Below are 21,917 nucleotides of genomic sequence, written 5' to 3'. Positions count from 1 at the left end.
TGCTAGCTCCCTCATCGCCTGATCAAAGAGCCTTTCTTCGCATGGTGATATGCCGTGTTGTCCGGGCGCACTCTACCGCCTGACTTGTGCAAATCCGGCGATACGGCGCCAGAAAGAGGTGGGGGTGCAGGCCATGATCAGCACGAGCAAATCAATTGCCAGAATGGTCGTTGCAATCGGGCGTTCAAGGATAAACCATGCGCCGTCATCGGAGAATAGCAGTGTCCTGCGGAAGTTGCCCTCCGCGATTGGCCCTAAAATTAGGCCGATGACAATTGGCGCGAGCGGGTACCCATAGCGCCGCAACGCGAACCCGAGCACGCCGAACGCCAGCATCGCCCAAAGATCATCCACGCTCGCTTGCACCGAGTAGACACCGATAATAGACAAGAGCAGAACCGTAGGCACCAGATATTGTTTACGCAATTTCAGCACCGCGACAAACAGAGGCGTCATCAGGATGCCGACGAAGAGCAAGATGACGTTTGATGCCAGAAACGCGAGGAAGATGCCGCCCACCGCATCCCCGCTGAGCGCGAACATCTGTGGCCCAGGCACCAAGCCAAGCAGTAAGAGCGCCCCCAGCAACACCGCCGTTGCCGCATCACCTGGGATGGCAAGCGCAAGGGTAGGGATCATGGCCCCCCCACAGGCGGCGTTATTGGCGGATTCGGTTGCGACGACGCCGCCCTCGGCGCCCTTGCCAAAAGGCGCGTCCCCCTCGACAGGTCGGCTCCGCGCCACTGCATAAGCGGTGAAGGATGCGATGATGCCGCTTGCGCCTGGTAAAACGCCAAAGAACACTCCGATGGCGCTCGACCGCAGCATATTGGGCCAGTGGCGCATCACGAGTTTGAGCGAGCGGAACGAGATCCTGACGGGCTGCACGTCCGGCTTTTTACGGAAGCCTCCCTCCAGTATCTGGAACGCGGCTTCCGAAATCGCAAATAAGCCGACGATGATCGCGACAAGGTTGATCCCGCCCGACAATGCATTTGATCCTAAGGTGAAACGGGCGGCGTTGGACAGCGGGTCGCTGCCGACCATCGCGATCAAAATACCCAAAGCCCCCGTCATCAATCCTTTAACGGTGCTTTCTTCCGATACCACCGAAATCGACAGAAGTCCGGTGAGCGCGAGCGCGAAGTATTCCGGCGGCCCGAAATTGGTTGCTACGCTGGCGAGCATCGGTGCGCCGAGGATCATCACAATCCCGCCGAGAACACCGCTGATCGCGGAGGCGGAAATCGCCAGCCCAATTGCATCCGCTGCGCGCCCATTTCGCGCCATCGGATAGCCGTCCAGCAGGGTCGCGGCGGCCAAGGGTGTGCCGGGGATGCGCAGCACGATCGCGGAGATCGCGCCGCCACACGATCCGGCGACGAAAATCGCCATCAGCATGCCCATGCCAGCCACCGGCTCCATATGGAATGTCACGGGCAGCATCAGAATGATCCCAATCAACGGGCCGAGGCCCGGCAGAACACCGACGATCATGCCTATGATGGTCCCGAAAATGACCCCGCCGATGACTTGCCAAGATTGAAAACTATCAAGTCCGGCCAACAGAATGTCGAACATGTGGGGCTCCTTACAAGGATAGGTCGAACAGGCCGCGCGGCAGAACGATGCGCAACAAGTCTTCGAAGACATAGCCCACAGCCAGTGTCAGAATGATCGCAACAAGGGCGGCGAACCAAACAGGGCGTGCTTTCAGGAGGACAAATAACCCCAACAGGAAGATCGAGGTGGCCGGGTAAAACCCGAGATATGGAAGCGCGAGAAGATATGCGACGAGCATTCCCGACCCTGCGAAACAGCGCCAAACGTTGTCCCGAAGTGGCTCTTGCATGAATTCTACCGTCACCAACACTCGGCGGCGCAGCAGTTGCACAAATTGCAGCGCACAGAGAAACAGGATGAGGTTCGCGATCAAACGTGGAAAGAGGGCGGCGTCATTGACCGCATCGCCGCTGGCGTAGCCCTGATCGGTGAGCGGCCCCAAGATCTGCTGATACACGAACATCGCAATGCCCGCGAATGCCGCAAGCACAAGCCATTCCCCAAGCGCAACGCGTGCGACGATAGGGGTTTGGGATATATGGCCGGTTTCGGGTTTCTTATGGGTAGTCATCCTGCGCCCCCTATCATCATGGCCGCACCAGATGCACTGGGGCGGCCTTGCGTCTCGTTATGCAGACTACTTTTTCAACTGCTCGGCTTCCCAAGTGATGGCATCCTTTGCCGCGGCGATTTGATCACCAATCGGCCCGACAATTTCTTCATATTTCTCAGGTGGATACATCGTCGGCAGGAAGCCTGCGGCTTTCAGTTTGTCTTGAACCTCAGGCCGGTCTAGTGCCGCTTTCATCGCGGTATTCAAGGTTTCCACAATCTCCGCTGGCGTGTCTTTGTGCACGAGGAACCAATTCCAACCCGAGGGCGCCAGGCCGGTGAGGCCGATGTCGAGGCCCAGATCATCGAGAGATTTGGTCTCGGCGTCATATGCCGCCGCGACATCTGCCTCATTGGTGAAGGCAACGAGTGTTTTGAACGCGTCCTTGTTACTTTGGAACGTGATCGGATCGTTGAAGCTGAAATCGAGTAGACCCCCGCGAAGATCTTTGAACGCATCGCCGTCTTGGGGGTAGGGGATATTGCGCGCGTAGACGTCTTCGGTCTGCAACAGCTTGGCGATCACCATATGCGGAATATTTCCGATCGAGCCGCTGGAATAGCGCGCTTTGCCCGGGTTATCTTTCAGATATTGGATAAAGGCTGCGTAATCGGGGAAGCGCTCATCGTCTTTGCGCACCACAATTGCGAAGGGGACGCGCGTTGCGGACCAGAGCGGCGTGAAATCTTTGTAGGTGAATTCGGTATTGCCATCGAGCGGTTGCAAAACCAACGGAGCGACCCAGCCATCAATCAGCGTGTAACCGTCAGCCGGTTTTTCCAGCGCTGTGTTGAAGGATTTGACCCCCGCCGCGCCCGGTGTGGAGACAACCGAGATGTTGGTGTCCAATTCCTCGCCCATTGCATTGGTGATGATCTGGGCCATCGCGAAGGCGGAGCCCGGCCCCCAAGGGAACATCATTTCGATGTTGCGCGATGGGTAGTCATCTGCGAAAGCCGCGCCGCCGAGTGGGCTTAGCAGGGCCGCCACAGCGGCGGTTTTGATGAAGTTGGTAAACATAGATCCTCCCTGGATTATATTTTCTGGTGAAGCTCAGGAGGCGCTGCGCAATGCGGCTCCCAAGTCTGAACCGGCGTAGACGCCGGGTTGCGCAATCTGCGCCGCGCCAGCCACATAAATTGTTGTGCCGCTGGTAAACGTATTGTCGGGGGCCAGCAGGAATAAAGCTGGCTTTACAATGTCTTCTGGAATTCCCGCGCGTCTGGCCGGGTTGGCGCTGCGGGCAAATTCTTCCCAGCTCGCGCGATCCTCACGGCGGAACGCATTGCGATCTGTCTGTATCAAGCCCGGCGCGATATTGTTAATTATGACGTTGTCACTCGCGCATTGCACTGCAAGGTTTTCGACCAGATTGCGCAGCGCGGCTTTTGTCATCGCATAGATTGGCATCTCCGAACTCGGGGCAATTTCCTGCACCGAGCCTATCGTCAATATCCTTCCATACCCATCCGCCTGCATCGCGGGCAAGATTGCTTGCAGAAGGGCGATATTGGACGAAATATTTACCTGTAGTTGCACGGCAATATCGGAGGGTGTTTGGCGCCAGAACGGTTTGTTGATTTGCGCGCTGGCGGATAATACCACTGTGTCAGGCGTCCCGATCAGGCCGCGACACGCCTCAATCAGCCGCGTCGCGGCGTTTGGCTCTGCGATGTCGCTTTCAAGTGCCACGGCGTGGCCGCCCGCCGCAACAATGTCATCCACGAGGCGATCGGCGGCACCCGCATGACCCGCGGCCGCGTCCGCTTTCGCCGAGTAGCTGATCGCGACTTTCGCACCCGCCATTGCCAATCCACGTGCAATCGCCGCAGCAATCCCGCGGCTTGCCCCTGTGACGAGGGCTGTTTTTCCAACAAAGGAGTGATCGGATGTCATGGCGGTCCTATCTGCGGTTTGCTGGGGGGCGCCGGAGTGGGCGGTTGTGGCGTTTGGAGGTGTTTTCGGCGGCGATTGGGGCGCGCGCGATGGAGGCGGGGCGTGTGTCATGCATCAGGCCCTGCGCCGGCGGTGCCGGTGAAACTGGCAAGCCGTTCCTCGATCCCCCCGATTGCGGGGGTTAAAAATCCCATGTCCGGCGCGAAACCAAAGCCCGCACTGCCCGACGTGGCCACGCGTCCGTTTTGCACCATCGGCGGATTTGGGCGGATTTGGGCGGTCACTTCGGTTTCACCGATCTGGCGTTCCAAAATAAGGAAAGCGGGCAGGCTGGCAGCGACCTCGACCGAAATCGCATCGAGAACTGGCCCCACGGGGTTGTGCAAGCTTGTGGCAAGCCCGGAGGCGGCCGCGAGACGCAGCATCGCGATCCCTTCTTGCAGCCCCGTGAGCCGCAGATCAGGTAGGACCACATCATGTCCGCCCTGCGCGATGAACTCCGCCATCTGCGCAGAGGTCACCAACGCTTCTCCGCCCGCAAGCCTCGCGCCCCCTGAGTGGCATGCCGCGCGCAAGCGGCGCTGATCCTCAGGTGCGATCAAGGCCATCGCGGCCGGATCTTCGATCCACACAACCCCGAGCCGGCAGAGTTCTGCCGCAACAGTTCGCGCGCCCTTCAGATCAAAGCGTTCATGGCAATCGACGAACACATCCGCATCAGCGTTGAGTTCAGCCCGCACGGCCGCCACGCGCGCAAACCCCAATTCCATGACCGCGCGCTGATCCAACCAATCAAGGCGGTCCCAACGATACCCGTCGAACGGCGCGATTTTAACGGCACAAGCGCCCGTCGCATCAACAATATCGCGCGCCCGTTTGGCAAATCCCTCGGGGCTGCGGTCCGAGATACCGCGATTGATATTGGCGTAAAAGGCAACCGAGGCGTGGCGTGCGCCGCCAAGCATATCTGCGAGCGGCAGATCCGCGCGCCGTGCGGCAAGATCGAGCCCCGCCTGTTCGATCGCGCTGAGCAGAGCGCGACGGCCGGGGGCAATTTCTACTTGATGGAGGGCGTCGATCAGGGGGGGCGCGCCGTGAATGGGCGTTTGCCGCACGCGATCCGCAAGAGAGGAAGCGAGGGCTACGATTTCGACTTCATTGCCAAAGCTGGTGGCTTCGCCCCAGCCTTCGCGACCCGCGCCGTCGCGCAATCGCAAGAACAGCCATGTCGTTTTTGCAGACACATGTGCCTGCCATAGGGTGACATCGGTGATCAGTTTGGCATGGGTCATTTTTTCCTCCGTACCACAATGTGAAACGATTTTTTATATGTGTCAATATGTGATGTATTGTGCAAATAGGCCCCGATATGCGATACGTTTGGGATGTGGCGCGGCGCGTTGGCTGTGGCAAAGGACGAGAAAGGTCGTGTTTGTATGGAGATAGAGCCCCCTCTCGATGGCAGCGAAGATGTGCAAGGCGCGCAGTCGCTCACGCGCGGGATAGATCTTTTGCTTTTGCTTGGGCGTTCTCCACCGTTGAATTTTCGACAAATTCAGGACCATCTCGATCTCTCCAAAGGATCGCTGCACCGGCTTTTGGCGGCGCTGCGATCCCGCCGATTGATCCGGTATGATCGCCAGACACGCCGCTATGCGATTGGCGCAACGGTCATGTCCTTAGCCCGCAGTGCCTTGGACCGCGATGCAACCGTTCGCGCGTGCCAAGCCGAAATGGCGCGGATGTCGCAGCTTTTGCGCGTACCTTGCTGCCTGTATGTGAGCGACGACGATTCGGTCTTTGTGCTGGACGCATCTGATCCCGCGGGGCGCACGGTTCGCGTCTGGCCGAGGCTTTCCCTATCGGACAGCGCGCCGGGGCAGGCGATGTTGGCGAGCCAGCCGGCGGGGCAGAAGACTGACTGGTCGCCTAGCTTGCAACGCGTGATCAGTCAGGCGCGTGCTCTTGGCTATGTCGCGAGTGCTGGGGATACGCTGGCCGTCGCGGCGGCTGTTCTGGACGATGAGGGAACAGTGGTCGGGGCGTTGTGCTGCCAGTTCGATGCGGCGGGAACCCACCGTGATGCGTTGCATGATGCGGGGCAAACCATCCGTGAGGCTGCGCGCCGCGCCTCGCATCATGTGGGGGTGGCGCAACGCCTGAACCAGCAGGTAATCGCGGCGCGTCCGGATGCACCGTTTGAGGGAAAAGTGCTGAGCACTGGCCGCGATTATGTCGGGGAGAGCCCAAGTTGGTGCGCAGCGACAGGTCGGCTTTGGTGGCTCGATGTTTTGGCGCCTGCTCTGCGCTGGTTGGATGTGGCAAGCGGCGAGAGCGGGCGTAGCTTGCTTGCGGGTTTGACGGGGGGGCTTGCGTTGACGTCTGGGGAGGAGTTGTTGCTCACGGGTGAGAACGGCCTGTCACTCTTCAATCCGGTCACGGGTGTGCAATCTCCTTTGATTGATCCGGAATCGCACCGCCCTGAGAACCGGTTCAACACGGTAGGTGTGGATGCCGCGCAGCGGATGTGGACCGGCACGATGCCACTGGATAACCTCGAAAAAAGTGGCACGCTTTACAGAATCCATCCCGATTTGCGGGCAGAGATCATCGTACCTGAAATTTATCTACCCAAAAATACGGTGTTTAGTCGGGACGGGCGTCGGGCCTATCTGACCGAACAGGATCCGGTTCAGGGGCGGGCTGTTCTTATCGCCTTTGATCTGGGGGAGGACGGCCTCCCCACCGAACGCCATGAGCTTCTTTACGGATCGGATGAGGTTGGACAACCGGCGGGCCTCGCCATTGACGCGGAGGATTGCCTTTGGGTCGCGATGCGCGGCGGTTGGTCCGTCATCAGAGTGGATGCGCAGGGCCACCAGTTGGCGCATCACCCGTTGCCGGTGCCGATGCCGACGGCGTTGACCTTTGGCGGCCCCGATTTGCGTAGCTTGTATGTCACATCAACCTACCTGCGTTTGCCGCCAGGTTATAACGATATCGCACCGCTTTCCGGACGTTTGATCGAACTTCGGCCCGGTGTGTCCGGCCTCGCGCCGGTGCGCGTGAATTTGGGTGCCTGACATGGGAGCAGATATGACCGATTATACTTTCACCCCCCGTCAAAGCGCGATGGCCTTAACCGGAGAGACGCCCCTTTGGGACGCAACGCGGGGCTGTCTGTGGTGGCTTGATATTCAAGGCCAACGCTTGTTGCGCCATAGTCCCGATGGCGATGACAGTGCAATCGCGCTGCCTGCCCAGTGCGGGTTGATTGCTCTCGCGCAAAGCGGGCGGCTGGTTTTGGGGTTGGAAAACGGGTTGGTTGCGCTTGATCCCGAGTTGATGGCGTGGGAGCATCTCAGCGATACTGAATCCGATGCGCCCACACGTCGGTTGAATGACGGCAAGCCCGATCGGCAGGGGCGGTTGTGGTTTGGCTCGATGGATATGTCGGGCCGCGGCATTCCGACTGGCGGTCTGTTCCGGCGCGATGCGGATGGGGGGGTCGAAAAGGTTTTGAGCGATATCGCCATTCCAAATGCAATCGTGGGGGATCCCGACGCGGATGCGATCTGGTTTACCGATACGCCAAGCCGGAAATTGGAGCACCTGACGCTTGATCCGGACGGTCGTGTCGCCAGTCGCACGACGGTCCTCACGCTGGCGGAGGGCGATCATCCTGATGGGATGAGCATGGATGGCGAGGGTATGCTCTGGCTTGCGGTTGTCGGCCCGGGGGAGATCATCCGGATTGACCCCAAGCGGCGCGAAATTTTGCAGCGTGTCCCCGTGCCGGTCCGTCGCCCGACCATGCCCATTTGGGGTGGCGAGACTGGCGACACTCTGTTTGTCACCAGCCAGCGTCGTTTCTTGACCAGTGAGGGGCTTAAAGACCAGCCTTTGGCGGGCAATCTGATCGGCGCTGCGGGTACCTGCGGCCTCGGCCCTGTATTCCGTGTGGCTGGTGTGTAAGGTATTACTTCGCAAAGGTGTCTTGCGGGCGTACTCAAAATCCCTGCGTGGTCTGTCTTTGCGTGCGCGACGGCAGTGCTGATCTAACGGTCCTCAATGGGCTCGTCGCGCTAAAACGGGCATCTTCGGCTTCACAAAGCGCATAACGGTAAAAAGCAGGTTGGCGTTTGGTTTTGCCTTTGCTGAGGTCCGGGGATTCCGAGTTTTGGCGGGAGGCGCAAAGAGTGATATCGGCCTCAAGGCGCGCGTCGGGAGTTGGAAATCGTACCGATCTGCGGTAATCTCATCCGCATGCGACCAGATATATCGAGCCTTTTTCCGTTGCGCGTGGGGCGTGTCCACGAAGTCTATGGCCCTGCGGCCACGGGGTTTTGTGCGATTGCGGCGGCGTCCTGTGCGGGGGTGAGTTTATGGATTCGCGAAGGGTGGTTATCGGAGGCGCTGAACCCGTTGGGGTTTGCGCCGTTTCTTGATCCGGGGCGGGTGCTTTTGGCGCGAACGGATCAACAGATCGATAGTTTGGCGGTTGCGGAGGAGGCGCTGCGCGATGGGGCGCTGTCTTGCGTTGTGTTGGAAATCACCCGCCCATTGAACCTGCGCGAGGGGCGGCGGCTGCAACTGGCGGCGAAATCTGGCGGGGCGGTGGGGCTTTGTGTGATACCCGAGGGGATGGGATCGAACGCCGCCGAGACACGCTGGCATGCGGCCCCGTTATTCGATCCGCAAAGGGAGGACTCGACTCTGATGCGTTGGGAAATTACTAAGAACAAATCAGGAACAATTGGGTCTTGGGATGTTCGTTGGTCACAAAAAGCGCATCGTGTGCATGTGGTTCCCGCGGTTGGCCTCCGACCGGGCTTTGAAGGTGCGTCCGGTTGACGGCCCTTTCGCGCTGACGCTGAGCCAACACAACACCGATCGGATTTATTGCCTGAACCATCAAGCGGAGGCGCTTGGTTTGCACCGGGGGATGAGTTTCGCGGATGCCCGCGCGTTTTGCCCCAGCTTGATCAGTCAACCCGCGCGCCCTGATCTGGATGCGCGATTTTTGACGGCCCTGCGGCGGTGGGCGACGCGCTATTGCCCTTGGGTCGGGGTGGATGGCGAGGATGGCTTGGTGCTCGACATTTCTGGATCGGCGCATCTGTTTGGCGGCGAAGCAGGGCTTTTGGAGGATATGCGCGCACGGGCGGAGCGGGCGCGGATGGGGGTGCGATTGGGGCTGGCGGAGACCCGCGGCGCGGCTTGGGCACTGGCGCATTACGGGCAGACAACTGGCGAGATCAATGGCTTGCCCGTCGCCGCATTGCGGTTGGAGCCGACAACAATCACCGCGTTGCAGCGCCTTGGCTTGCGCAGTATTGGCGATTTGGCGGTCACCGCGCGGGCCCCGTTGGCACGAAGGTTTGGGGCAGGGCTTCTGCACCGCCTCGATCAGGCGATGGGCCGAATGCCCGAGCCCATCAACCCCGATCCCGAGCCCCCGCATTATGCCGTGCGTCTGACGTTTCCAGAGCCAATCGGGATTTTGTCCGATGTTATGGCGGCGATTGCGCGGCTTTTGGCGGCACTTTGTGCAAAACTACACGATCAAGATGCGGGCGCGCGTAAACTTGTGCTGACGCTGCGCCGCGTGGATCGCGGCAGCCAGCAGGTCGAGCTGCGATTGGCCAGCGCGATGCGCGATCCCGCCCGTATCCTGCCGCTGTTTGATCGCGGCGTGGCCGAGGTAGATGCCGGTTTTGGCATTGATGTGATGCGGTTGGAGGCGGTGATCGTGGAGCCGATGCTCGCCTGCCAAATCGGTACGCAGACGCATCAACCCGACCGGTTGAACGATTTGATCACGCGGATCGGGACGCGGATCGAGTTGGAAAACGTGCAACGGTTTTTGCCCGCCGATAGCCATATCCCCGAGCGCAGCTTCACCATCGCCTGCGCCGCATTCAGCGACCCGGCGCAAGATTGGCCGGGTCACCTGATAAGCCATCGTCCGCGCCCGATCCGCCTATTCGGGCCCGAGCCGATCACCGCGCAGGGGCCGCAACCGCCCCAAAGGTTTCGCTGGCGGCGGATGCTGATGACCACAGGCCGCGCCACGGGGCCGGAACGGATCGCGCCGGAATGGTGGTTGCAAGATGACACCTGGCGCAGCGGCTTGCGCGATTATTGGAAGATCGACACCCGCGAGGGCCGCCGTCTGTGGCTGTTCTACACGCCGCAAAATCCGGGCTGGTTTGTCCATGGAGAATTCGCATGAGCTATGCCGAACTTTGCGTCACCTCGAATTTCACTTTTCTCAAAGGCGCCTCGCATCCCGAAGAACTGATGCTGCGCGCTGTTGAGGTGGGGTTGGAGGCTATTGCGATCACCGACCGCAACAGCCTCGCGGGGGTGGTACGGGCGTATTCTGCGCTCAAAACGCTGCGCAAAGAGGTGCGCGAGGTGCTACGGGTGCGATCAAGCCAGCAGGTAGATAGCTGTTCGCGCCAAGAGATCGGCACGCCGCGCGATTTGCCCGTTGCCAAGACGGGGGAGGATGCATTTGTGCTCCCCAAACTGATCGTTGGCACGCGCCTTGTGTTGCGCGATAGTCCGGTGGAGTGGATCGCTTTGCCGACCGACCGCGCCGCCTATGAACGGCTTTCGCAGCTTTTGACCCTTGGCAAGCGTCGCGCGCAAAAGGCGGAATGTCATCTGGATTTGGCGGATCTTGTGCGGGGCTGTCGGGGGATGATCCTGATTGCGGTGCCGCCTGAAGATCTGTCCCATGCACGCGTCGCGATCCAGACTTTGGCGCGGCATTATCCCGGCGCGGTGTTTACGGGGGCCGCGCCGCGCTATGACGGTTCGGATCAGGCGTGGTTTAACGCCTGCGCGGCGCTTGCGCTGCGGGCCAGCGCGCCGATGGTCGCAATTGGCGATGTGTTGATGCATAGCGGATCACGCAAACAATTGGCGGATGTGCTGACCTGCCTGCGCGAGGGGATCACGATTGATCGGATCGGCACGCGCGCCTTGGCCAATTCAGAGCGGCGTTTGAAAGGCGCGCCCGATATGGCGCGGTTGTTCCGCCATCATCCCGCAGCATTGCGCCGCACAGTGGAGATTGCGAACCGGTGCAGTTTTGATCTTTCCGAGTTGAAATATGAATACCCGCATGAGGGCAGCGAGGGCGAGCCGGCGCAGGCGCGGCTGGAACGGTTGGCGCGCGAGGGGGTGGCGCGCCGGTATCCGCAAGGGGCGGATGCGCGGGTGCAGGGCCTGCTGGAAAAGGAACTCATCCTTGTGCGCGATCTGCGTTATGCCGCCTATTTCCTCACCGTCTACGATATCGTGGCGGAGGCAAAATCGCGCGGGATATTGTGTCAGGGGCGCGGATCAGCGGCCAATTCGATTATCTGTTATCTTCTTGGAATCACGGATGTTTCACCGGATATGATCGGCATGGTGGTGGAGCGGTTCATCTCGCGGCACCGTGACGAGCCGCCCGATATCGATGTCGATTTTGAACATGAACGCCGCGAGGAGATTATCCAGTGGATTTATGAGAAATACGGCCGTGACCGCGCAGGGCTGTGCGCCACCGTGATCCATTTTCGTACCCGTGCCGCGATCCGTGAGGTCGGCAAGGTGATGGGCTTGTCGCAAGATGTCACGGCGAGCTTGTCGGGTCAGATTTGGGGGATGTCGAACCTCGGCGCGGACCCTGACCGGATCCGGGAGTTGGGATTGAACCCTGAGGATAGGCGCCTCGCGCAGACGATTAAGTTAATCTCGGAAGTAATTGGTTTTCCTAGGCATTTGTCACAGCACGTCGGCGGATTTATTATCACTCAAGGGCGGCTGGATGCGCTTTGCCCGATTGAAAATGCGGCGATGGAGGCGCGGACGGTCATTGAATGGGATAAGGATGACATTGACGCACTGGGAATTCTGAAGGTCGATATCCTTAGCCTTGGCATGTTAACTTGTCTTCGTAAGTCTTTTGATTTGCTAGATAAACATGAGCGCCGTCGATTAACGCTGGACACCGTGCCGCAAGAGGACAAACCCACCTATGATATGCTCACCCGTGCCGATGCGGTGGGGGTGTTTCAGGTGGAAAGCCGCGCGCAGATGAACTTTTTGCCGCGTATGAGGCCCAAGACGTTCTACGATTTGGTGATTGAGGTGGCGATTGTGCGCCCCGGTCCTATCCAAGGCGGCATGGTCAAACCCTATATCCGCAGGCGTCAGGGGATCGAGGCGCCGGAGCCTTTTGGCCCCGCACTGATGGAGGTCACGCGCAAGACCCTCGGCGTGCCTTTGTTCCAAGAACAAGCGATGCAAATTGCGGTGGTCGGCGCGGGCTATTCGCCCGAGGAGGCCGACCAGCTTCGCCGCTCGATCGCGTCGTTCCGTCGGATGGGCACAATCGGCGCGCACCGCGACCGGTTCGTGAACGGGATGAAGAATAACGGGTATTCCATTGAAATCGCAGAACAATGCTTCTCGCAGATTGAAGGGTTTGCGGATTACGGCTTCCCTGAAAGTCACGCGGCCGCCTTTGCGATGCTGACCTATGTGTCGTCTTGGCTCAAATGTCATTACCCCGCGATTTTCGCCTGCGCGCTCCTCAATTCCCAGCCGATGGGCTTTTACGCCCCCGCGCAAATTGTGCGTGATGCGCGCGAACATGGCGTGGAACTTCGCCCGATTTGCGTCAATCACAGCGGTTGGGACAACACGCTGGAGCGGCGCGCGGATGGCACTTTGGCGCTGCGGCTCGGGTTCCGGCAGATCAAAGGTTTCCGTGAGGAAGATGCCGGCTGGATCGTCGGCGCGCGCGGCAATGGCTACCCCGATCCCGAAAGCTTATGGCTGCGCGCCGGCGTTGCGCCCGCCACGTTGGAGCGGCTGGCCGAGGCGGATGCGTTCACCGGTATGAACCTGACGCGGCGCGATGCGCTTTGGGCGGTGCGGGCGATCCGTGCGCCCAAACCTTTGCCGCTCTTTGCGGATCCGCTGGATGGTGAGGGGCTGTGTGAGCCCGAGGTGACGTTGCCCAATATGCATTTGGGCGAGGAGGTGGTGGAGGATTATGTCGCCCTGCGCTTATCGTTGCGCGCGCATCCGATGGAGCTGTTGCGGCCGATGCTTTCGGGCCTGACGCCGCATGACCAACTTGTCACCGCGCCGTTGCGCCGGACGACCGTGTGCGGATTGGTGATCACCCGCCAACGCCCCGGCACGGCGTCGGGCGTGGTGTTCCTGACGTTGGAGGATGAAACGGGCGTGTCAAATATCGTCGTTTGGCCAAAGGTTTACGAGCAGTTTCGGCGGATCGTGATGGGGGGCCGGTTGCTGCGGGTGACGGGGCGGTTGCAACGCGAAGGGACGGTCGTGCATCTCATCGCGGAGCAGGTGGAAGACCTTTCCTATCGCATCGCAGATCTCGGCCATCCGATGGAGGAGGTGATCGGCATCACCCAACCCGCCGCCGATGATGCCCCGCGTCCCCCCCGTCCGCCGCGCTATCCGCCCCGTGCTCACCACCCGCGCGAGCAAGCTAAACGCCTTTTCCCAAGCCGTGATTTCCATTGATACGGGCGCTCGGTCCGGAATGCTCGGCACCGTGCCGGTTGTCATGCCGCGCGCGCGGGGCGCCGTCGCGCTCCAAGGGTTTATGATCTGCTGGGTTGGGCGAGTGCAGCTCATAAATCGCTGATCTGACACGCGATTTTCGATCTTGCGCGCTCGATTGGGATACCGGTGCAGGGCAACTTGTACCACGCATCGCTAGGTCAGACTGTTGCGGAGGGGCGCTCGACCTCCTACATGCTCTTCAAGAGTGTTGAAGCCCGATGAAGGATCACCCGAATGAGGTCGCCGTTACCAGAGGGGAATTTCCAGTTCATCGCACTGGATGTCGAAACAGCAAATAGGGACAGCGCCAGTATCTGCCAGATCGGGATTGCCTGCGTTGGCTATGATGCGAGCATCCAAAGCTGGTCGACCTATGTCGATCCGCAAATGCCCTTTGCCCCTTTCAATATCGAGTTGCACGGGATCGGCCCCGAGACAGTGCGAGGTGCGGGAAACTTTTCGCAGGTTTGGCGCAACATGCTGCCGTTGTTGTCGCGTCATTCGATGGTGCAGCACAGCAGGTTTGATGAATACGCAATCAACGCCGCGTGTCGCATGCATGGCCTTACCCCCCCACGCCTGAGTTGGCACGATAGTGTCGTGATTGCTCGCGCTGCTTGGCCCGAGCTGAAGGGGAACGGCGGACATGGTCTGGCCAATCTGAAACAGTTTTTAGACCTAGACTTCCACCATCACGACGCGGGCGAGGATGCTCGGGCTGCGGCGATGGTCGTTCTAAAAGCGCGCGCCTCAACGGGGGAGCAGGCAGCGAAGCCTCCCTTCCGGTTCAAACCCCTCCAATTATCGCTTCCGCTGTAGCTTGCGTGGCTGCGGGACATGAGCGTGACCTTTCGCGCAACACGGTCAAGCGATGTGACGACGACGTTCCCCGCGCGACGGTCTTTGCGACGTCATCGTCCCATTTGAACGAGGGGGACGACAGGCGCGGCTATCTGATGGGCGCTTACCTGTGGCACGCCCCACTTTCGCGCTGTTCACAGCGGATGCGTTTAAGCCAAACCGATCAATGTTATTCGCCATCCGGCGGGCTTTAGGGACAGGCGCGCGATCCTGATGTGTCAATAAAACCAACAAAATGGCCGAATTGATCGCGACCGGGAGCACGCAAATCTCGCTTGCGCCGTTCTCGATTGCTCGCTTCGTCGGATGAAACCGACGTTAAATCCTGCGCGGTTTCGCGACAGGTAAACCCAAGCCTAAAGCTTACCATAAGGACTATAAAATGACCGAGCTAAAACGTTTTGTGCAAACTCGTATCAATCACCGTGTCGTCGAGGCTGGCAGGTTGCTGCATTTCGGCGGCTTGATTGCGGGCGATTTAACCGCCGATATGGAAGGCCAGACCGCGCAAATCTGCGCAAAGCTTGACGCGCTTTTGGCAGAAGTCGGCTCATCGAAAGAGAAGTTGGTGTCGGCGATGTTATATATCACCGACTTTGATCAAAAAGAGGGGATGAACAGCGCTTGGTTAGACTGGATGCCCGCCGAGCACTTGCCCGCGCGCGCGACGATTGGCGTCGCAGAGCTCGGTAAAAACGTTCTGATCGAGGTTGTGGTGGTTGCCGCGCGCTAACGCCTAACGCGCCAGTGCTTGGGTCGCCTTGTCGGTGGTCCAAGCAGTGGCGGGAGCGCCGTAGACGATACCAATAGGTCTCTCTGGTGATACGCAGACGTCTGCGCGCGTTGCACGGGTGGGAGGCCAAACATCTGCCTGCCGAGGGGATTGACGTCGGCTGATCGCAGGCGGATGGGACTACCCCTTTTTCATAAAGGGCTAAGTATGCGGCCTTTCTATACGCTGTCTCGGAGTTTGCAGGGATTGCGTCTGGTGGCGGGATGACAATTTTCGCGTCGCATAACGCCTATCGCCGCAGCCTCCGTTGGCGCATGATGAGCGACGAGATATCGTGCCGATTTTTCCGCCGGTTTGGAGGGGCGGTGGAAATCGGGTCACAATATCAGTTCCTTTGCTGCGCGACCTCATTCATCCCGCGCCTGAGGCACAGACTTCCACTTTCGATAACGACAGACCTTACGGGGGCCAACCTCAGCGTCTTCAGCTCCGACTTCAGGCGGGTTGAAAGGGCAGAAAACCCGACGCAGTCGCCATGGGGACCCCCACTTTCCCGAGCCAAAATGCGCGGCAGATGTCCCTTCGCGTGCCCGAACATTGGCGTCTCACTGTTTTGCGACGACATCTTTGCTGCGGCCCCATGTGACATGCGACCAGACGATCTCGTGCAGAAAATACGCGACGAAGCCGGTGATCGATCCGGCGATTGCGATGCCTCCGCTTGCGGTGACGGAGCCTGTGAACACGAAGCCAATCAGCATCATTGAGAAAAATCCTGCGACTTGCCATGTGACTGCCTTGGCTAAAAGTTTGGTTTTACTGTCCATTTTGGGCCTCTCTACGCGATTTTCCATTCATCTAGCAAATGAGTGCTCGGGTGGACATTATGTCAATTTGCTGCCCTAATGCCATTTTGGTGTTTTAAATCAACAAAGTGAATATCAATGGACAAGCGTATTCGGGCTGATCTTTTTCGGAACCGCCTAGAGCAAGCGATGTCTCATGCCGGCATGACGCGAAGTGCGCTGGCCCGTGCAACCCATGTGGACCGCTCAACCATCGGGCAGCTTCTCAAAGATGACCATCCGCGGCTGCCAAACGCACAGTTGACGGCAGATGTCGCGCTCGCATTGCGGGTCAGCACGGATTGGCTTTTGGGGCTGACGAATAAACCCGAGACGCCGGGCGATATTGTGGCCGCGGCGCTGGCGCTGAGCCCTGCGGAGCGCACCTCCGCCGACGCGCAACTTCTTGCATGGCACCATGAAGCCGCTGGCTACAAGGTGCGCCATGTGCCCGCGACTCTGCCCGATATTCTCAAAACCAAGGATATGCTGGCGTGGGAATATGGATCGGCGCCGGAGAGCCGCTTGCCTGAAGCCTTCAATGCGATGCAGGATCAGCTCACTTGGTTGTCATCGGGTGTTTCTGACTATGAAATCGCCCTCCCAATTCACGAAATCGAGTCCTGCGCGGCGGGAACGTCCTATTATAAAGGCGTGAGTGAAAGCATCCGCTATGAACAATTGAACTTTATCGCAGATCAATGCGATCAGATGTTCCCGCGATTGCGCATTTTCTTGTTTGACGCGCATCATGTGTTTAGCTCCCCGATCACGATTTTCGGCCCGAATTTGGCGGTGATTTATGTGGGGCAATGCTATCTTGCCTTCCGCGAAATCGAGCGCGTCAAATCCCTGTCGGGTCACTTTGACTGGCTTGTCCGGGAGGCCGCCGTCGACGCCCGCAATGTTGCGTCCTTCATACGCTCCTTGATCCGCGTGTCGTCATGATCTTGGGCAAGGGCGGCTTGGCTGCGGGGCACCTGTTTGATGTTGCGCGCGTTTGGCGTAGAGTGCGGGGGAAGCCTGCCTGATCCGAACAGCAAGGATACTCGAATGCAAATAGCCGTATTCAGTAGCAAACCCTATGACGAGCGCTTCTTCACGGCCGCCAACGCCCCCGGCTTTGATCTTGTCTTCCACGAAGCGCGCCTGTCCGCCGAAACGGCGCAGCTGGCGCATGGCTCCGAGGTCGTCTGCCCGTTCGTCAATGACCACCTCGACAGCGTTACAATCGAACGGCTTGCCACCTTAGGGGTGCGACTGATCGCATTGCGCTGCGCGGGGTTCAACAATGTCGACCTTTCCGCGGCGCAAAAGCATGGCATCTTGGTCGCACGGGTGCCCGCCTATTCGCCCTATGCGGTGGCGGAGCATGCTGTGGCACTGGCGCTGACGCTCAATCGCAAGCTTCACCGCGCCTATAATCGCGTGCGCGAGGGCAATTTCGCGCTTGAGGGGATGGTCGGCTTCGACATGCACGGCAAGACCGTCGGCATCGTCGGGACCGGTGAGATCGGAACTGTCGCGGCGCGTATTTTGTCAGGGTTCGGGTGCCGAGTGCTGGCATTTGATCCGGTGGAAAATCCGGACTGCGTCGCGCTTGGCGTGCGCTACACCGATCTTGCCACTCTGTTTCGCGAGAGCGACATCATCTCGCTGCAATGCCCGCTGACCGAGCGGACGCGCCATCTGATCGATGACGCAGCCATTGCGATGATGAAGCCCGGCGTGATGATCATCAACACAAGCCGCGGCGCGGTCGTTGACGCGCGCGCGCTGATCGACGGGCTAAAGAGCGGTCGCATCGGGAGCGTCGGGTTGGATGTTTATGAGGAGGAGGCCGATCTGTTCTTCCAAGATCGCTCGAGTTCGTTCATCGCGGATGACGTCTTCGCGCGGCTGATCAGCTTCCCGAATGTGCTGGTAACCGGCCATCAGGGGTTCTTTACGCACGAGGCGCTCACCGCGATCGCACGCACCACGATCGCCAATGTTTCGGCCTTCGCTGCGACAGGGCAGCCTGTCCATCCGGTTGCGCCCGCGGGCTGACCTTTCTCGCGTGTTGTGCTGCATTTTAGGCTTTCGAAGGCCGGATATGCGAGACACACCAGCGGTCAGGTTGCCCGGACGTAGCTCCGCTTTTAAAGTTCCGCTCGGGCGGCTGCCCAAGCGGCCATCTCATCATCTGCAAGTGTCATTGAGACGCGCCATTGGTCGTTCGTCTTGCGCAGAATATAGACATGCTCCCATGTCGCGACAGCCGTTCCATCCGAGCCGAGCATTGCGTAGGCCATTCGTGCCTGAGCAACGCCGGGGAACAACTCCTGTGCCGATAGCAACGCACCGGTGGGCTCCGCGACGCCTTGTTTTCGATAGAAGTCCAGCAGTGTCACACAGTGATTGCGGAACGCGTCTCGATCCATCGAGAAATTTCCAGCGGGTGAGGGAAACAAGCCGACCTCGTCCCACAGCTCACTGATCGCGGAGGCATCGTGACGCTGAAAAGCGTTTAGATATGCGCAAAAGAACGCCTCAACTTCCTTGTTGAGGATCGACGTGTCGCACGTTGCTTTGGTGGTCATTTATGCGACTTCCGCGTTGGCTTCGGTGGAAACCATCTGAAGCTGCATCTTCACAATATCGATGAAGGAGAGTGTCGGATTGGCCTCAGCCAGCATGCCGATCTTCATCCAAAACTCAGCTTGAGCATTAATGGATCGACACATAACCGCGCTTGCACGCCTAATATCCTCGTGCAGATTGTCGTCTATCTTTACCAAGCCCATCGTTTCACCTCGCCTACAATATACGAATCGTATATGATTCGTATATATTGTAGGCGTGACTGATGAAAGAGGGCAAATACAACGTTTTCTGGAGCGCCCCGAACGTTGGCTCTTTGGCACGGTGTAGGGTTTCACTCTCGGGGCTCGAACATGCCGTTCAGATCAACCCGCAGCGGGGGACTGAGGAGGGGGGGCAAATCTGGTAATTCAGATGAACACCGAAAAGGCGGCTGTCCCAACATCCCACCATCCAGGGCCACGCCTAATGAACGGGTTGCCTCTCGACATCCCGCTTTCTGAACATCCGTCTTTTCGGGGGAAGCCTAAATGCAACGCGCCCAAGGCTTGGAAAGCTCAATCAAGCCTCGGGTAACCGTCAACGCGCACTGTCACCTCGTCCAGTGTATGCTGCATCGGGTGTGGTAACGCCCCCGCCGCTACGGCGCGAAGGTAGGCGCCATGCATCTCCTTAAACAGGGGCTTTGGCGTGCGCTTCATAAAGCCCAAGCCGAATGCACGTTCTGAACCGTAGGGGAAAACGCCGTAGAACGGGTCCAGTCGAACGGCGCTGCAAAGATGTGCGTGAACCTGTTGTCTCCAGTCGTCGCCCGCCAAACTCTCGAGTAACCGCTGCCCCTCTTGACGCAGGTTTGCGCTCGGATAGGCCGCATAGCGCAACACGTCGCGCAGCTCCTCATCGGAGAGACGCTTCATAGCATCAAGAAACGTGCGCCTTGAGGCGATCGTATAGAGTTTTTGTCCCGATTTCGTATAGCTGTAAGATACCTTGCCTTCTTTCAGATAGTCGCGCCCTGCGGTCAGCTTTAAGTTCGTCCAGAACCGATCCCACCATGCCAAAGTTGCCGCATCCTTGAGGTTCGCAAGATAGAAATAGGCCTCGATGAACCCGCTTGGTTCTTCGCTGCGACTGTTGTCTTGGCTGGCTTTGGTTTTGCGAACCAAGCCGTTCAACCCATGCCCGCTTTCCTCCAGTCGTGCGATCGCCGTGTTGTCGGCACAAAGAGGGAACCAGATGCTGTCATTCATTAAAATCACATGTTGGGGCCGCACATCTCGTCGGCGCAGCAACCACACCCCGTCGCGATAGGCCCCCAAATCGTAACCGTAATTGGGGCGCTCACACATCTTCCACACATGGGGTTTCAGCGCGGCCTGATCCGCCTCGGATAGCGGGGCGTTGGATACCGCAAGCACGCTATACCCGTTTTCTTTCAGATGGTTAAGCGTTTCAAAGAAACTGTCACGTAGGCCGGTGGGTTGATAAAGGACCACAATCGCAATCTTGGAGCAAAGCGCTTGTTCACCCGCAATGACACGGACGTTGTTGTCCCAATTCGCATCGTATTTCCGCTGTGCTTTGAGAAAGCCTATCCAAGCAAACAGCCCCGTGACGGATCGCTTAACACGCATCAATTCGCGTAGGACTTTCCGAGGCTTTGTGATGTTACGCTCTTTAAAAATGCTCACTGTCGTTAGGCCCAATCCTGCCGCTGTCCTTTTCATGGCCCTATCGACCACGAATGCCCCGTCTTCGATGGTTTGCAAAATCCCGTGCGCGCGGCCCCGAGTTACCCCGCCAGTGGCGCTGAACGTTTGTGCTTTGAGCGTGATAGCAGACATTGGCCGCGATGCAATAAATCCGCGACGTGGGGCGCAAACACATCTTCGCGTGCAAGTTTGCCCCTCGTTGGCGCAAAGCGGGGCGATGCTTTGGGGATCAGCACCTACGCCGCGATCGTTCCAAGATTATGTCCCGCTCTGGGTTCGAACAGGGGGCGCTGGTTTTTGAGGATGCGTGACACAAGTTGCTTTGCCATTTTTCTATCGACAATCAGGCGCGCGGACACGGCGCTCTTTCGATCGCCTAACTCTGTGCCGTTGATCTTCGTAGTGACGTGATCCGTCAGCATCAGGCTTTCGACCAGCGCACCTTCGGCTGCGATCAATTCGTGCCGCTCAAAAAGGATATGGACAAGGGTGACGCCGTCGCCCGGGGCACTCGGGTCAATCCCCGCCACATCCAGCAGTTTCACCGCGGGCACCAAGACTTCGAACTCGCCCGTCATGCGTTCGGCAACCGGTGACGAGATCAACACACGATGTTGTCTTGAAACAGTCAGATCCGCTTGCGGAAAGCCCGGAGCGAGGCTGTCTTTCATCAGCGTGATCGGCTGCTGCTTTGGGTTTTTTGCTAAATAGTCCGCGGAAAGCTCGGTCTTGCCCAGCCACTGGATCGGCTGAAAGCCATGGTCGGCCGTCCAAACCATGTCGCCTAATTTCAGGTCATGCGCGCGCAACGGGCCGCGTTCGGTTTGCACGCGCGTACCGCCCGCGAGACACAGAACGGAGTCACCCGGATTGATTGTCTCAAAGGTGAGATTTCCGAATATGTCCCATTGATAGCTTTCGCCCTGCGCAACATCCGTATGCTCTAAAATGGCCTCAGAGGTCGCCCCAGCCGCCGCACCCTCCGTCGCGGTGAAGGCCGAAATATTGTCGGCACTATAAAAGCTAATGACCGTATCCGTTGCGACATTTGTCAACGCGATGCCGCTGCCTTCATTGGCGTCACTCGTCGCGTTCCGCAGCCCGACAGAGATGGTGTAGATGGTATAGTCAGGATTGTCCGGATGTGGCGTGCCGACCAACGTGGCAAGGTTAACCTCGCCGTCGGTAATGCCTGCACTCAAATGCAAGGTCCCGTCATCATCGTAAACCGAGACGACGAAGTCGGCTGGATCATCTCCGGGGCCAAGCGTGATCTCGACAAACTCTCCTGAACTTGCAACGCCGGTTCCACGAAAGTTCACTTCTGATACGAACGCCATAACCACTTCCTCGTCAATTCTAACCCATGCTGGATTTGCTTTTAGGCGTAGCAATCTACACAATCAGGCCCAGCTTTACCAATAATTAACGATGAATTATGTTGATTTCTTGGCGAGACGCGTTCGACACTGCGGCCGGGTATCTCGAGACCTGCATCAGCAGCCGGT

19 protein-coding genes are annotated in these 21,917 nt (G+C 58.8%); 9 read left to right on the top strand and 10 right to left on the bottom strand.

Going from position 1 to position 21,917, the window contains the following annotated elements; translation table 11 throughout:
* Positions 1–72 precede the first annotated feature (72 nt).
* The 5 genes from SJY32_RS07510 to SJY32_RS07490 form a co-directional block, all read right to left on the bottom strand.
* The gene (locus tag SJY32_RS07510) at positions 73–1,581 is read right to left on the bottom strand and encodes a tripartite tricarboxylate transporter permease (RefSeq protein ID WP_376873456.1); all 1,509 of its coding nucleotides are present in this window, start codon (positions 1,579–1,581) and stop codon (positions 73–75) included.
* Positions 1,582–1,591: 10 nt separating this feature from the next.
* Entirely contained in the window at positions 1,592–2,134 is a 543-nt protein-coding gene (locus SJY32_RS07505; RefSeq protein WP_376873454.1) for a tripartite tricarboxylate transporter TctB family protein, read from the bottom strand.
* A gap of 66 nt (positions 2,135–2,200) precedes the next feature.
* Positions 2,201–3,196: a Bug family tripartite tricarboxylate transporter substrate binding protein gene (locus SJY32_RS07500; RefSeq protein WP_376873452.1), complete on the bottom strand. Its 996-nt coding sequence runs from the start codon at positions 3,194–3,196 to the stop codon at positions 2,201–2,203.
* Between the two features lie 33 nt (positions 3,197–3,229).
* Positions 3,230–4,072: an SDR family NAD(P)-dependent oxidoreductase gene (locus SJY32_RS07495; RefSeq protein ID WP_376873450.1), complete on the bottom strand. Its 843-nt coding sequence runs from the start codon at positions 4,070–4,072 to the stop codon at positions 3,230–3,232.
* 107 nt (positions 4,073–4,179) lie between these two features.
* On the bottom strand, positions 4,180–5,364 hold the full coding sequence (locus SJY32_RS07490; protein WP_376873449.1) for a mandelate racemase/muconate lactonizing enzyme family protein: 1,185 nt from the start codon (positions 5,362–5,364) through the stop codon (positions 4,180–4,182).
* A 144-nt stretch (positions 5,365–5,508) separates the two neighbouring features.
* Between SJY32_RS07490 and SJY32_RS07485 the strand changes: the two genes are divergently transcribed.
* The 7 genes from SJY32_RS07485 to SJY32_RS07455 all read left to right on the top strand — a co-directional run bounded on the left by SJY32_RS07485 (position 5,509) and on the right by SJY32_RS07455 (position 15,269).
* Positions 5,509–7,155, top strand: a complete 1,647-nt coding sequence (locus SJY32_RS07485; protein WP_376873447.1) for an SMP-30/gluconolactonase/LRE family protein — start codon at positions 5,509–5,511, stop codon at positions 7,153–7,155.
* Positions 7,156–7,168: 13 nt separating this feature from the next.
* A complete protein-coding gene (locus SJY32_RS07480; RefSeq protein WP_376873445.1) occupies positions 7,169–8,047 on the top strand; it encodes an SMP-30/gluconolactonase/LRE family protein in 879 nt (292 codons plus the stop codon).
* A 255-nt stretch (positions 8,048–8,302) separates the two neighbouring features.
* A complete protein-coding gene (locus SJY32_RS07475; RefSeq protein WP_376873443.1) occupies positions 8,303–8,926 on the top strand; it encodes an ImuA family protein in 624 nt (207 codons plus the stop codon).
* Positions 8,841–10,307 (top strand): Y-family DNA polymerase, encoded by a 1,467-nt coding sequence (locus SJY32_RS07470; protein WP_376873441.1) that lies wholly within the window; start codon positions 8,841–8,843, stop codon positions 10,305–10,307. The genes SJY32_RS07475 and SJY32_RS07470 overlap by 86 nt, the downstream gene beginning before the upstream one ends.
* Positions 10,304–13,633 carry an error-prone DNA polymerase gene (locus SJY32_RS07465; RefSeq protein ID WP_376873439.1) on the top strand — a complete coding sequence of 1,110 codons (3,330 nt, stop codon included), beginning with the start codon at positions 10,304–10,306 and terminating at the stop codon, positions 13,631–13,633. The genes SJY32_RS07470 and SJY32_RS07465 overlap by 4 nt, the downstream gene beginning before the upstream one ends.
* A gap of 276 nt (positions 13,634–13,909) precedes the next feature.
* A complete protein-coding gene (locus tag SJY32_RS07460) occupies positions 13,910–14,494 on the top strand; it encodes a 3'-5' exonuclease (RefSeq protein WP_376873437.1) in 585 nt (194 codons plus the stop codon).
* A 424-nt stretch (positions 14,495–14,918) separates the two neighbouring features.
* Complete coding sequence (locus SJY32_RS07455; protein WP_376873435.1) at positions 14,919–15,269, top strand: RidA family protein; 351 nt, start codon at positions 14,919–14,921, stop codon at positions 15,267–15,269.
* 605 nt (positions 15,270–15,874) lie between these two features.
* On the opposite strand, the gene SJY32_RS07450 is transcribed toward SJY32_RS07455, so the two are convergent.
* The gene (locus SJY32_RS07450) at positions 15,875–16,096 is read right to left on the bottom strand and encodes a DUF2061 domain-containing protein (protein ID WP_376873433.1); all 222 of its coding nucleotides are present in this window, start codon (positions 16,094–16,096) and stop codon (positions 15,875–15,877) included.
* A 117-nt stretch (positions 16,097–16,213) separates the two neighbouring features.
* Here SJY32_RS07450 and SJY32_RS07445 point away from each other — a divergent pair, with 117 nt between their 5' ends.
* Together SJY32_RS07445 and SJY32_RS07440 are read left to right on the top strand one after the other, a co-directional pair.
* On the top strand, positions 16,214–17,062 hold the full coding sequence (locus SJY32_RS07445; protein ID WP_376873431.1) for a helix-turn-helix domain-containing protein: 849 nt from the start codon (positions 16,214–16,216) through the stop codon (positions 17,060–17,062).
* A 105-nt stretch (positions 17,063–17,167) separates the two neighbouring features.
* Complete coding sequence (locus tag SJY32_RS07440; RefSeq protein WP_376873429.1) at positions 17,168–18,163, top strand: 2-hydroxyacid dehydrogenase; 996 nt, start codon at positions 17,168–17,170, stop codon at positions 18,161–18,163.
* A 92-nt stretch (positions 18,164–18,255) separates the two neighbouring features.
* Here SJY32_RS07440 and SJY32_RS07435 read toward each other — a convergent pair whose 3' ends face one another.
* The 4 genes from SJY32_RS07435 to SJY32_RS07420 form a co-directional block, all read right to left on the bottom strand.
* Entirely contained in the window at positions 18,256–18,696 is a 441-nt protein-coding gene (locus tag SJY32_RS07435) for a hypothetical protein (RefSeq protein WP_376873427.1), read from the bottom strand.
* Positions 18,697–18,900, bottom strand: coding sequence for a ParD-like family protein (locus SJY32_RS07430; protein WP_376873425.1), 204 nt, complete (start codon positions 18,898–18,900; stop codon positions 18,697–18,699). It abuts the gene before it with no gap.
* Positions 18,901–19,254: 354 nt separating this feature from the next.
* Positions 19,255–20,331 (bottom strand): rhamnan synthesis F family protein, encoded by a 1,077-nt coding sequence (locus SJY32_RS07425; protein WP_376873423.1) that lies wholly within the window; start codon positions 20,329–20,331, stop codon positions 19,255–19,257.
* A 314-nt stretch (positions 20,332–20,645) separates the two neighbouring features.
* Complete coding sequence (locus SJY32_RS07420) at positions 20,646–21,749, bottom strand: Hint domain-containing protein (RefSeq protein WP_376873421.1); 1,104 nt, start codon at positions 21,747–21,749, stop codon at positions 20,646–20,648.
* Between the last annotated feature and the right edge of the window lie 168 nt (positions 21,750–21,917).

It is taken from the genome of Albirhodobacter sp. R86504 (assembly GCF_042466415.1).
Lineage (GTDB): Bacteria > Pseudomonadota > Alphaproteobacteria > Rhodobacterales > Rhodobacteraceae > Albirhodobacter.
The sequence above is the reverse complement of the archived record's forward strand: the minus strand, read 5'-3'. Positions and strand labels throughout refer to the sequence as shown.